This is a genomic window from uncultured Thalassospira sp. (assembly GCF_963976115.1).
Classification (GTDB): Bacteria; Pseudomonadota; Alphaproteobacteria; order Rhodospirillales; family Thalassospiraceae; genus Thalassospira.
This window is the reverse complement of sequence record NZ_CAXBJJ010000020.1, coordinates 1-12,786: the sequence shown is the minus strand read 5'-3', so window position 1 is coordinate 12,786 and position 12,786 is coordinate 1. Positions and strand designations below refer to the sequence as shown.

13 protein-coding genes are annotated in these 12,786 nt (G+C 53.0%); 9 read left to right on the top strand and 4 right to left on the bottom strand.

All coding sequences use genetic code 11. The features are described from left to right. The first annotated feature begins 199 nt into the window (after positions 1-199). From AAC086_RS20600 to AAC086_RS20565, 8 genes are all read left to right on the top strand, one after another. On the top strand, positions 200-1,234 hold the full coding sequence (locus AAC086_RS20600) for a glycosyltransferase (protein WP_339781594.1): 1,035 nt from the start codon (positions 200-202) through the stop codon (positions 1,232-1,234). 2 nt (positions 1,235-1,236) lie between these two features. Continuing rightward, on the top strand, positions 1,237-2,187 hold the full coding sequence (locus tag AAC086_RS20595; RefSeq protein WP_339781592.1) for a glycosyltransferase family 9 protein: 951 nt from the start codon (positions 1,237-1,239) through the stop codon (positions 2,185-2,187). A gap of 4 nt (positions 2,188-2,191) precedes the next feature. Further along, positions 2,192-2,986 (top strand): glycosyltransferase family 2 protein, encoded by a 795-nt coding sequence (locus AAC086_RS20590; protein ID WP_339781591.1) that lies wholly within the window; start codon positions 2,192-2,194, stop codon positions 2,984-2,986. A gap of 4 nt (positions 2,987-2,990) precedes the next feature. Beyond that, on the top strand, positions 2,991-4,028 hold the full coding sequence (locus AAC086_RS20585) for a glycosyltransferase family 4 protein (RefSeq protein ID WP_339781589.1): 1,038 nt from the start codon (positions 2,991-2,993) through the stop codon (positions 4,026-4,028). Between the two features lie 227 nt (positions 4,029-4,255). Then, positions 4,256-4,528 (top strand): hypothetical protein, encoded by a 273-nt coding sequence (locus tag AAC086_RS20580; protein WP_339781587.1) that lies wholly within the window; start codon positions 4,256-4,258, stop codon positions 4,526-4,528. 44 nt (positions 4,529-4,572) lie between these two features. Continuing rightward, positions 4,573-4,818 carry a DUF1232 domain-containing protein gene (locus AAC086_RS20575; RefSeq protein ID WP_339781585.1) on the top strand — a complete coding sequence of 82 codons (246 nt, stop codon included), beginning with the start codon at positions 4,573-4,575 and terminating at the stop codon, positions 4,816-4,818. Between the two features lie 122 nt (positions 4,819-4,940). After that, positions 4,941-5,948, top strand: a complete 1,008-nt coding sequence (locus AAC086_RS20570) for an MDR family oxidoreductase (RefSeq protein ID WP_339781583.1) — start codon at positions 4,941-4,943, stop codon at positions 5,946-5,948. A 303-nt stretch (positions 5,949-6,251) separates the two neighbouring features. Next, complete coding sequence (locus AAC086_RS20565; protein WP_339781582.1) at positions 6,252-8,222, top strand: response regulator; 1,971 nt, start codon at positions 6,252-6,254, stop codon at positions 8,220-8,222. A gap of 188 nt (positions 8,223-8,410) precedes the next feature. Here the strand turns inward: AAC086_RS20565 and AAC086_RS20560 are convergent, their stop codons facing one another. Continuing rightward, the gene (locus AAC086_RS20560; protein ID WP_339781580.1) at positions 8,411-9,076 is read right to left on the bottom strand and encodes a response regulator transcription factor; all 666 of its coding nucleotides are present in this window, start codon (positions 9,074-9,076) and stop codon (positions 8,411-8,413) included. Positions 9,077-9,374: 298 nt separating this feature from the next. Further along, positions 9,375-10,283 carry a putative metalloprotease CJM1_0395 family protein gene (locus AAC086_RS20555; protein ID WP_339781579.1) on the bottom strand — a complete coding sequence of 303 codons (909 nt, stop codon included), beginning with the start codon at positions 10,281-10,283 and terminating at the stop codon, positions 9,375-9,377. Positions 10,284-10,546: 263 nt separating this feature from the next. On the opposite strand from AAC086_RS20555, the gene AAC086_RS20550 reads away from it, so the two are divergent. After that, a complete protein-coding gene (locus AAC086_RS20550; RefSeq protein ID WP_339781578.1) occupies positions 10,547-11,578 on the top strand; it encodes an NAD-dependent epimerase in 1,032 nt (343 codons plus the stop codon). Positions 11,579-11,662: 84 nt separating this feature from the next. On the opposite strand, the gene AAC086_RS20545 is transcribed toward AAC086_RS20550, so the two are convergent. Both AAC086_RS20545 and AAC086_RS20540 read right to left on the bottom strand, forming a co-directional pair. Continuing rightward, positions 11,663-12,502, bottom strand: a complete 840-nt coding sequence (locus AAC086_RS20545) for a hypothetical protein (protein WP_339781577.1) — start codon at positions 12,500-12,502, stop codon at positions 11,663-11,665. A gap of 60 nt (positions 12,503-12,562) precedes the next feature. Beyond that, positions 12,563-12,786 (bottom strand): hypothetical protein (locus AAC086_RS20540; RefSeq protein ID WP_339781575.1); only part of this gene is annotated, 224 nt, incomplete at its 5' end.

Below are 12,786 nucleotides of genomic sequence, written 5' to 3'. Positions count from 1 at the left end.
GGGTGGCTCCGTAATATCGGAATTCGTTGCCGAAATGTGGGGCAAGTGCGATGGTTTGGCAAGGTCCGAGGTGCGTTGCAGTCGGGGTCATCTGGCAGGGCAGCAACCTTGTTAACACATATCACTTCAAAGCGTGCCCTGATAGAAAACCCTTCATTAACCCGCAACAACACGATAAAACCCAGCTATGAAAATATTGATGCTTGATCGTTCCATCGGGTTCGACCCCGCCGATATCACCGCCCGCCCGTTAGGCGCGCGCCAAAGGGGTTTCATTGCCCTGGCAGAAGCCTTTGTGGGGCGTGGCCATGATGTGGTTGCCCGGCGCAGTGGCGGGGCTTATGTCACATATCATGGTGTGCGCTGGGGCTTGCTCGACGATAGCGCGCCCGCCTTTGGCGCGCAGTTGCCGGACCGTATTCTGGCGTGGCGCGATCCGTTATTGCTTGATGACCGGCCTGTCGCCGAGGATGGGCAGCGGTGGTTATGGTTTGATGGTGATGTTGCACGGTTAGATCAGAACGATGCGCGCATGGCGTTGCTCAGCAGTCTGGCGCGGTTGATTTTTACCGATCCGCGCCAGCGTGACAGTTATCATAATGATCTGGGTTTTATCCCGCGCATGATCGCGCCCGGTGCCTGCCCGGCCTTTGTCGGGGCGGGGAACGATCATTTATCGGTTGGCGCACGGGAACCGGTTGCGATCAGTGTGGCTGGCTGGAACGATGGGATTGATCATTTGATCCGGATATGGTGTGACGAAATTGCCGTCAAACCGGTCAATGCCCGGTTTGAAATATATTCGGCTGCCCTTTCCCATGCGTTGGCAGGGCAGGAAAGTTCGGTGCCGGACGTGCTGGTTAATCTGGTGCGTGATGCCCTGTCGGACGGGGTTCGGGTATGTATGCCGCTGGCCGAAAGTGAAATGGCGGCAAAAGTGGCCGGGGCGCGGGTGTTTTTGCACCATGGTGCGACAAAAACCACCCATGACCATGCCGGAACCTGGCTGTGCGATGCGCTGGCGGCGGGAACGCCGGTTGTATCCTTTGGCGGGGTGGCCAAGGCGCGGATCGATAATGGCCGTAATGGTTATATCGTTCCCGATGACGCGGCTTACGGGAATTTGGTTGCGCAAATGCTGGGGGATGATGCCTTTTTTGTCGGGCAGTCGGAAGCGGCGCGAAACGGGCATCGGGAATGGCTTAATGTTGCCGCCGATCTGGAGAAACTCTAAGCGTGCGCCTGCTTTTTATCACCTCTAACCGGCTGGGCGATGCGGTGTTATCAACATCGGTGCTGCGCCATTTTGTCGAAACCCGGCCCGAGTTGCGCATTACCGTGGCCTGCGGCCCGGTTGCCGCCCCGATTTTCGAGGCTGTGCCGAACCTTGAACGCATTATCAGAATGCCAAAGCAAAAACGCGGCGGTCACTGGTGGCATTTATGGAAATCGGTGGTGACGACCTGGTGGGATGTGATTATTGATTTGCGCGGCAGTGCAACAGCATTTGTTTTGCCCGGTCGCAAACGCATTGTTCTTTCCGGCAATGACGATAGCATCCATCGGGTTGAGCAACTAGGGCGCTTGATTGGGGTTTCGCCGCCCTTAATGCCGCATATCTGGGTTGGGGCGGATAATGTTGCCGAGGCGAACACCTTGTTGCCCGCAGCACCGCGCCCGGTTCTTGCCATCGGACCAACGGCCAATTGGCCGGGAAAGATGTGGCCGGTCGAACGGTTTGTCGATCTGGTGAAACAATTGCGTGCACCAGACGGTTTGTTGCCCGGTGCGCATGTCCTGATTGCGGGTGCACCCAATGAGCGTGATGCGGCAATGTCGGTGATTGATAGCGTTGATGAAGCGGACAGGACGGTGTTGTTTGGCGAATGTTCATTGTTAACAGTACAGGCCTGTTTGGCGCGGGCCAGTTTGTATGTCGGTAATGATTCCGGATTGATGCATATGGCCGCTGCTGCAGCCGTGCCAACACTGGGTCTTTTTGGGCCGTCGCGGGTGGAAAATTATGGTCCGTTTGGTTCGGTAACGGCCTATGTGCGAACAGATCGCAGTTACGACGAAATCTGGTCAACCGCGAATTATCGGGCACAAGATAGCGAAATGTACGATCTGGCTGTTGAAAAGGTTGTTTCCGCTGCGTCCGAATTAATGCATCGGGAAAGGGCCTGATTTGATGGCAAACATCGAAGCAGATGAAACCGCTATTTCGACGCCAACGGTGAAATTATCAGCCGTTATTGTCGCGCATAACGAGGAAGACCGGCTTGCATCGTGTTTGGCACATGTGGCCTTTGTCGATGAAATCATTGTTGTTTGCGATAAATGCACCGATCAAACCGAACAGATTGCCATTGAAGCCGGTGCAAAAACTTATACCGGGAGCTGGGATATCGAGGGCGAACGGCGTAATTTCGCCTTGGCCCGGGCCAGTGGCGACTGGATTTTGGAAGTGGATGCCGATGAACATGTATCGGCAGAGTTGGCCGACGAAATTCGCCAGGTAATCGCGACCACCCCTTACGATTATCATCAGTTGCTGGTGGATAATTATATCGGCGATCGTCTGGTGCGTTATGGCTGGGGCGCGTCATTTGGCAAGCCGGGCTATGCCGGGTTGTTTCGACGGGGTGCGAAACAGTGGGGACCGCAACGGGTTCATCCGGCGGTTAGATTTGAGGGCCGAAAAGGGTTCGAACTTAAATACCGGGTGCGCCATTATGTTGATCGCAACATCTCCGATATGATCCGGCGACTTGACAGCTATAGCACTGCCCGTGCTGCCGATTTGCGCGACAGTGGAAAAATTGGCAGTTTTTCAAATAATTTGCGCCGTATGTTTTCGCGGTTTTTTAAATGTTATGTCCGACGTAAAGGGTATCGGGAAGGGGGAATGGGGTTTATGGTTGCCATTTGCGCAGCGCTATTTCCCATGATTTCCTATCTTAAGGCCAGATACGAGGACAAATAGCATCATGGCGAAAATTGTACTGGCAGATGACGGCATAAAATTCGATGCCTTTACACTGGATAAAAAAGCACTCGGCGGTGCTGAAACTGCGGTTATTTCGCTGGCCGAAAGTATGGCGGCCCTCGGACATGATGTTACGATATGCAATCGTTGCGACACGCCGCATCGTCGCAACGGGGTAAACTGGCAGCCGATTGATCATGATTTTCCGGCAATGGCAGATCTGTATATCGCAAATCGTGGTGACCGGTTGATTACCAAAATGCCTCAAGCCCGGCGAACTGTGTTTTGGATTCATAACCCGGCCGGGTTTTTAAAAAAGTGGCGCTTTTTTCGCCGTCTTTTCGCTGTTCGTCCGGCAATTGTCTTTTCCGGGCAGCATCATTTGGCGACCCTGCCATGGTGGGTACCGTCGGGTGAAAAAGTGATTATTCCTTGTGGGATCGAGAACCGTTTTCTTAACGCGGATGTAACCGATGACATACGGCAGAAGCGGGCGATTTTTACATCTAACCCGTTACGTTCGTTAGATTGGCTGGTTGATCTTTGGGCGGAAAAAATCCACCCGTTGGTCCCGGATGCCCAATTGCATATATTTGCCGGTCCGCAAACATATGGTGCCGCCGGTGACCGCAAGGCACTGGTGATGAAGGGCATCCTTGATCACGCATCATCCCTTGCGGATCGCGGCGTGGTTTTACGGGGTCCAGTTCCCAAGGCCGAGTTGCTTGATGAAATGCAGGCCGCCCGTGTCATGCCTTATCGCGGGGATGTGGGCGAAACCTTCTGTCTTGCGCTGGGCGAGGCACAGGCAATGGGAATTCCCTGTGTTATTCAGGATGTTGGATGTGTTGCCGAACGTATCGTGGATGGCGAGACCGGATTTGTCGCCAGTAGCGATGACGCGTTTGTTGCGCGCACGGCGGAACTTTTAACCAATGACGATCTTTGGTTAAAGCAGCACAAGGCTGCTGTAAAATTGCAGCGTGACTGGGGGTGGTCAGATGCAGCACAGGCCTTTGTAAATCTGATTCCTGAGTAACCAGTCGTCATAGCCAAAAGAATATGGAAATAGATCTTGGTATATCTCGCATTATCTTAAGTTGAAATACTTATGCAGAAATATACAAAGTCATAGACAACAGTATCGTGATCCAAGGCATTGTTTTTCAAATAAAACACTATACGGCATCTGCCTGGGAACTTTTCCCGGTCCCGCATGTTTAGATAGTAATGTTTTGTTAAAGAACGTGTCCGGAGGACGCAATAATGTCGTGGATCGAGCATTTCGCCTTGGGCGGCATTCTGGTTTTTGCTGCAATTGTTTCTTTTCTGGCAACAAGCAATATCGGACATGATCTGAAAAACGAGCCTGTCATGGTAAATGGCACGCGCATGTATGACTTTGACAGGCTGCACCAGACATATAGCCAGGCCTGCCTTGCCGAGTGCGAAATGATGGTTGTGCATCGTGCACATACGGGGGCTGCACAAACGGCGATGGCCGCAGACCTGGCAAAAACCGATTTTCAGGTTAAATAACCCCCATACATTGTGACTGGTTTTATCAGGGACAGGGGCCGATATTGGCACGAAGCGGATTAGCGATTGTTCCTAATTTGATCAAGGGGCTGGTGCGCCCGGATGTGCCGATGCGCAGCAAGGCGCTGTTGCTGGGGGGGCTTGTATATCTGATCAGCCCTGTTGATTTCATTCCCGATTTTATCGCGGGGCCGGGCTGGATCGATGACCTGGTGATCGTGCCATTATTGGGCTGGTTTTCATGGCGGGTGTTGCCGCCTGCTGTTCAGGATGACATGAAAAAAGACTGACGCCTTCGCCAGGGTTTGGCGAAGGTTACCTTGGCAATATGTCGCATTGACAGTGTTGGTGTTTGACAAGTTTTGATCCGGCTCCCTACCTTGCACGTATAAAATATTTTCCGGAGGTGAGGATGAGCGACAGTTTTCGTGCCTTGGTGCTGAACGCATCAGCTGATGGCAAAAAAATCACCCCGGAATTTCAGACCTTAACCGTGGATGATCTGCCCGCAGGCGATGTTTTGGTGCGGGTATCGCACAGCACGCTGAATTACAAGGACGGGATGATCCTCAATGGACTGGGCAGGCTGGTGCGGGATTATCCGCATGTGCCTGGTGTTGATTTTGCCGGCGAGGTTGTGACATCGTTCGATGATCGATACCAGCCCGGAGACCGCGTGATCCTGACCGGATGGCGGGTGGGAGAAAGCCATTGGGGCGGTTATGCCCAAATGGCGCGGGTAAAGGCGGACTGGCTGGTGTCGTTGCCTGCCGGGTTAACCGCCGCACAGGCGATGGCAATCGGCACGGCCGGGTTTACGGCGATGCTGGCGGTGATGGCACTGGAAGAACAAGGCGTTGCCCCGCAAGCGGATGGCGAAATTCTGGTCACCGGGGCTGCGGGGGGTGTGGGTTCGGTTGCGATTTCCATTTTGGCACATTTAGGATATCGGGTGGTTGCATCGACCGGGCGCCCTGAAAACAGTGATTATCTGAAGCATTTGGGCGCCAGCGACATTGTGGACCGTAACGAACTTGCAACCGCCAGTGCACGCCCTTTGTTAAGTGAACGCTGGCAAGGTGCAATCGACAGTGTTGGCAGCACAACACTGGCCCATATTCTGGCTGAAATGAAATATCACGGGGTGGTTGCGGCGTGTGGCCTGGCGGGTGGGGCCGATTTACCCGCTACCGTTATTCCGTTTTTGTTGCGCGGTGTCCGGTTGATTGGCATTGATTCGGTCCTGTGCCCCTATGAAAAGCGGGTTCGCGCCTGGCAAAGGCTGGTTCGCGACCTGCCAAAGGAACGCCTAACCGAGGCAACAGAAGTTATTCCTTTGTCAGATATTCTACCTTATGGCGAAAAAATCCTTAAAGGCGAAGTGCGCGGGCGACTGGTGATTGATGTTCAAGCCTGCTAGAGTTGGCCTGTCGCTTTTTCGTTTGGTTGCCATGGAAAATATCTGTCGGGCGCAGCCGCTTGCTGAGTTGTGAAATACAAATTTACCGCTGTTGTTTCAGGGGCCATACGGAATAGATCGATGGGGTCCGGGGGCGTTTTACACGCTTTTATGGCTACCCGGTCGGGTTGTGTGGCCTTTTGGGGCGGGCAACGGACACTGAATTAACATGGCCTGACGTCGGCAAACGGCGCAGGTCTTTTGCGATTGGTAATGCCGGGCTGTGTCGGGCTTTGCCAATTTGCAGGTTGGATGCCGGGACACATGAACGAAAACCGTTTTCGAATATTGCTGGTCGAAGATAATCCGGGTGACGCCTTTCTGGTCAAGACATTGCTGGAAGAAGCCGGTGAAACCTTTGATATCGAGCATCGTATAAACCTTGCTGGCGCACTGGAACTTTTGTCCCATCAGGGGACGGATCAGCGGTTTGATGTGGTTTTGCTGGATTTGACCTTGCCCGATTCATCGGGCGTGCAAACTATTAGCTGTATTCGCAATGCCGATAGCCGGGTGCCGATTGTGGTGCTGACCGGGCACAAGGATGAAGAACTGGCCTTTGATGCCTTGCAACATGGTGCCGAAGATTATCTGACCAAGGAATTTCCCGATGGCCGTATGATCCGGCGCTCTATTCGCTATGCGATTGAACGTTCGCGGTCCGAACAGGCATTGAAGGAAAGCGAGGAACGCTATCGCAAGCTGGTGGAACTGGCCCCCGAACTGATTGCCGTTTTAACAGGCGACCGTATTTCCTATGTCAATCGGCAGGGCCTGAGCATTCTGGGTTTCGCCGATGCTGATACGGTGACCGGGATGAGCCTGTTTGATTTGCTGTTACCCGATAGCCGCGATATTGCGGAAGAACATATTGAACGCTATGCACGCGGCTATAATGGCCGTGCCGATTTTGTGATTTTGTGTCGTCGCAGCGATGGCGTGAGCGTCGAACTGGAAGTTTCGGCAATGGCCTTTACCCACGAAGGGCAAGCGGCCATGCTGATCGTGGCCGAGGATGTTACCGAAAAACGCAAAATCGAACGCCAGCTGGTTCAGACATCTAAACTGGCAACACTGGGCGAAATGGCCGCTTCGGTTGCGCATGAAATGAACCAGCCGTTAAATGTTATTCGCATGGCGGCTGATACCTGCGCGTTGCAATATGACATGGATGGGGTTTCGCCCGCCTTTCAGCGCGAGAAACTGGATCTGATCAGCGGGCAGACCGAACGCATGGCCGAAATTATTCGTCATTTGCGGGTTTATAGTCGCCCTGATGAAGATGACTTTGAATTGTTTGAGCCCATGCAGGCCATTGAACGGGCTGTAAACATGGTGGAGCATGATTGTCATCTGGCGGGAATATCGGTTGATGTTATGATTTCCCCCATTCCGTGTCAGGTTTCAGGGCGTCTGGTTCAGCTGGAGCAGGTTTTGGTCAATATGCTGACCAATTCGCGTGATGCCATTGTCGAAAGCCACGAGGATTTTAGCAATATTGGCGGCCTGATCAGGGTTGTTGCCACGGTTGACGAGGAAAACGAGCTTCTGAGAATTGCGGTTAATGATAATGGCGGGGGGATCCCGCAGCATGCAATTGATCTGATTTTTCATCCGTTTTTCACGACCAAGGATGTTGGCAAGGGCACTGGCCTTGGTCTTTCGGTCAGTTATGGCATTGTGGAAGGCATGGGCGGTGAAATTGAGGCCCGAAACGAAGGCGATGGCGCCTGTTTTGAAATTATCTTGCCTGCTGTGAATATCGGCCAGGAAATTGTCGAGCCGGTTGAGAGCGATATAGGGGCAAGTGCGCGCGAGAAATATCACCATGACCCGGAACAGATTTTGCGGCGTAGTAACATTCGCATTATGGTGGTGGATGACGAAATTGATGCGATGGAAATTATTTCGGCCTATCTCGAAGGGCTTGGATATGCGGTAAGTGCCGCCAATGACGGGCAAGATGCCCTGGCCATTGCCGGTGTTATCGCCCCGGATATTCTGATTACCGATATCCGTATGCCGCAAATGGATGGCAATCAACTGATCCGATCCATTCGGGAACGCAATCCGATGATCCCGGTAATCGTCATGACCGGACATCCGGGGGATGCGGAAATGCCCCATGATACTGGCGATGATGCCCCTGTTATGGTCATGGCAAAGCCTTTGGACCTAAAAGAGCTTCATGCCGTGATCGACGAACTGGTATTGGCCCTTGATATCGCGGTGTGATATCTGACTGATTGATGAGGAAATACCCCCATCGCCCAAGGGCAGATGTGTGATGCGCCGTGACGGCAGAATGCCAGATACGCAAACAGGCGCACGATGGCGCCTGTCTAATGCAGATCCGTCAGGGGTTTTGCCGCAACAAATTTATGCGCGACAACAGCAGCCCCTGGCATTCATGTCTGTTGTAATCAGGCTTCCCAGCCCAATTGCATGGCAATTTTGACCGCCTGGGTCCGGTTTGCAGCCCCCAGCTTTTTGAAAATGCCGGTCAAATGCACCTTGACGGTGATTTCACGCACACTTAGCTGTTTTGCAATTTCCTTGTTCGACAGGCCCTTGGTCAGCAACGCCAGAACTTCGCGTTCACGGTTGGTCAGTTGACGCAGGGGATTGTCAGGTTCCAGCCCGTCAAGATCGATTTCGCCAGGGCGGATGGTGCCGCCATCGTCTTCAAGCAAAGCCGACGGAATGTACTTTTCGCCCGACATAACCAGGCGCAAGGCGTTGATCAGGGATTTCCCGGACAATGTTTTGGGCAGATAGCCTGATGCGCCATGTTCGAGTGCGTTCAAGACATCGCTGCGTTTAACCGAACCAGAAAGAATGACCACAGGAACATCCGGGCATTTCTGACGCATGACGGTCAAACCCGACAGGCCGTTCATGCCAGGCATGTTCAAATCAAGGATGGTCAAATCGATTGTTTGGTCACCATTCACAATTGCCAGTGCTTCGGCGAAGTCCTTCGCCTGGGCAACTGTTACATCTGGTGCCGCAGTTTGCAGAAATGACGTGATGCCATCCCTGACAAGATCGTGGTCGTCCGCAAGCAGGATGTTCATGTTCTTTGCCATATTCTTTCTTTGACGTGCGCATATACATTACACCCACACATCCAGCGCTGCCGCACCGGGAAAAGTGCATTGCAGCGCGATATTGTACATTTTCCCAAACCCCACATTCATCAGGCGGGGCCGCAGAATTAAATAAAACCGAACCGCTGTCAAACGGATGAGGTTTACGGTGTTAGCATGATTATACGGGTGGGTGGCATTCAATCCTAAACAAAATCAGGCTCCCCCACATCAGCATAGCGTAAAGGTATAGGAGGGTCGAAATTTGAAGCCGGAAAGGGTGTTTGAAAGCAAGGGCCTACGCGTTTGAGTTGAAAATACTGCCGCGCTGGTGACGTTTTTCCGCCGACCCGTCTGCGGATAGGGCAAAAGCGGATTCGTTTTCATTTTCTTCAAACTGACGGTTGGTTGCATCATAGGCGGATAATGCGGTGTCACGTCGGGCTTGCGCCGAAGCCGGATCCTGTATGGTGGTATCGATCATGATTTGCGCTAAAGACGTATCGGTTTGCGTGACGTTACTTGCCGAGTCGTTTCGGGCGGTTCCGTTTGATGTGGCGTCGTTTTTCTGGTTCTGCATGCCAAGAAGCATTGTTGCCTGACGAAAGGCTGCCATATCGGCACCGGACGGTGCATTTGGCGACAGGGCGGCATTTTGCAGGGCAGCAAGTGCTGCTTTGTTATCCTTGCCGGTGCCGCCTTGTGACGAAATGCTGACATCGACATGCCCGCCAATCGCATAGGCTTTGCCATCCGGGCCGATGGCATATTGATATTGCGGCGCGGATGCATATTGCCCGGCAGCGGCAGCATGGCCTTTTTCTTCCTGCTTTACCGCAGAATCACGCGCTTGCAGGCGGGACAGTTCGGCGCGTTCGCCATCGCTCATTTGGGCGGGTGTTTTTGCGCTGTCATTGGCGCCGCCAGCACCATTTTTGTTCGCTGCTTCCAGGGCTTCCTTGTATTGTGCGCTGGAAACGCCGCCATCACGGGCCTGTGCTGCCGTCAGGGTGCTGGCATCAACCAGCCGGGTACGCTTGCCTTCAATGCCGCTATAGGCACCAGTGCCGCTTTGAGACGAGATTTCAGCAGCTTCATATTCGGTAAGAATGTCGCCATTGGCCGTGCGTGCGATCTCGCGGACATTCAGGATGACTCCCAAACTGCCTTTGGCCGCATTTGTTACCACACCGCCTGGTCCGATCATGGCCGACTGAAACCTTCATTTTCTGTTTAGACTGCACGATAAGTTCATGATAGCGCATTTTTGCCCGAAAGTCTTGTGACGGTGAACACAGCGGGCATCGCGCGCATGCCGGGCAAAGGCTTGCACCTTGTCGGGCGCACTGCTAGATCATTGTGCATTCGGGGGCGGGCTGTTTTTGCCGTTTGTTCCCATCTGTGTGACAGGTTAATTTACAGGGCTGCGTGCCGCGAACGCAGCGAAACAGCTTAAACAGGGCAATCCATATGACGTCGTTTGTTATTCCTGCCAATGAAACGGTGCTGGTAACTGGTGCTGCGGGTTTTATCGGTTCGCATCTCAGTCACAAGCTGCTCGATCAGGGGGCACAGGTTATTGGCCTGGACAATGTAAACGATTATTACGACGTCACATTAAAAGAAGCCCGTCTGGCCCGACTGGAAGGGCGCGCCGGTTTCAAGTTTGTCCGTATGAATTTGGAAGACCGGGACGACATTGCTGATTTGTTTGCAACTGAAAAACCAACCTATGTGGTGAACCTGGCTGCACAGGCCGGAGTGCGTTATTCGCTGACCAATCCGCATGCCTATATTGATGCCAATGTGGTTGGTTTTACCAATATCCTTGAAGGGTGCCGTCATAACGATGTGAAGCATCTGGTTTATGCGTCGAGCAGTTCAGTTTATGGCATGAATACCGAAATGCCATTTTCAGTCCATCACAATGTTGATCACCCGATCAGCCTCTATGCGGCGTCGAAAAAGGCCAACGAACTGATGGCGCATACCTATAGCCATCTCTACCGGATGCCGACCACAGGGTTGCGGTTTTTCACCGTTTATGGCCCGTGGGGCCGCCCGGATATGGCACTGTTTTTGTTTACCAAGGCCATTCTGGAAGGCCGCGCGATTGATGTCTTTAACGAAGGCAAAATGCGCCGCGACTTCACCTATATCGACGATATCGTTGAAGGCGTTTATCGCTGCATTTCCAGTGTGGCGCAGCCCAACCCTGACTGGAACCCGGCAATGCCGGACCCGGCCAGCAGTTCGGCCCCGTATCGGGTGTTTAATATCGGTAATAATAACCCGGTAGAGTTGATGCATATGATTGAAACGCTGGAAGATAAACTGGGGCAGAAAGCGCAGAAAAATATGCTGCCGATGCAGCCCGGCGACGTTCCGGCAACCTATGCCGATGTGGATGCCCTGATTGACGCGGTCGGCTTCAAACCCGAAACCTCGATTGAAACCGGCATTGGCAGGTTTGTTGACTGGTACCGCGAATTTTACGGCTAAGGTTCGACGTCTGCCGTAATTTGATAGATTTGCAAGGGCACCGCGCGATCATTCCGCGGTGTCCTTTTTATTTGGCAACCTGTTTCAGGCTGGAGATTGTTCCATCAGCCCGACCAGATAGTTTTGCATGTCGCGCAGGTTTGATTGTATGCGGTCATACGTATCTTGTTGTCGCAACAAGTTGTTGCGGGCTTCTGCCAGGGCTGTGGCGTAGTCCTGATCAATATCGTGGCCGGGATACCATGTTTGTGAAAATTCGCGCCGGGTCGGGGCCGTTTGGTCGGTGTATTGACTGACCTGAAGGTTCGGATATTGCTGTGACAGGGCCTTGCTGCCTTCGCGGACGATATAGTCCTCTCGCGCCTGGCCCGATAAGCCCAGTTCATTTGCCATGCTTGAAACGGCTTGCAGGGCGCTTGCGCCGCTATGGCTGGCGATGCCGCCATTTTTGTCCATATATCCCAAAATCTGATCGCCGTTCGAGAAAACCACGCGCACATCCGACTTTGTGTCGGGGCTATGGTTCTCAAGGGTCGTAACCGACTGTTTGGCATGTTCGAGCATCTGTGCGGTTTGATCCTCAAAATCAAATGCCGAGACCAGTTGCTGTACTTCAAGCCATTTATCAAAGCTGGGAATCATTTTTTCATATTGATCTGCGCTTAATTCCTGCGCGACCGTACCGTCCGCCGTTGTGATCGTCGCCGGGTCGTCGCGTTCGCGCATTGCTGCGATACGTTCGCGTATCGGGGCATAAGATTTGTTGTAATATTGCTCCAGATACGGACGCATGGCCGGGTCGGAATACATTTCCTCGCTAAATTCGAAATCCCCACCATTCCGGGGCGCGTTTGCAGACGCCGATGTCCCAGTGGTTGACGAAGACGCTATGGTGGTGGCGGTATTTGCTGCGATTAAGGACATCTGGTTACCCCATCAGATTACAATAAACTGATGCATTGCAAGCAAGGATTGTGCCGATTTTTAACGCAGCATTCTGCCGTTGTGACATCGGCGATATACAAAGGGGGGAGGGGGTTTTTCCGCCCTGGGCAATGGGATAGGAAAGAACTGCCCGGCGGCGGGAGCAGGTGCGCCGATTTTGTGCCCGCAATGAAACGCGAGTATATTTAACGTTGATTTTGTCGATATCTGGAAAATGGTGCTGCCGGAGAGATTTGAACTCTCGACCTCTCCCTTACCAAGGG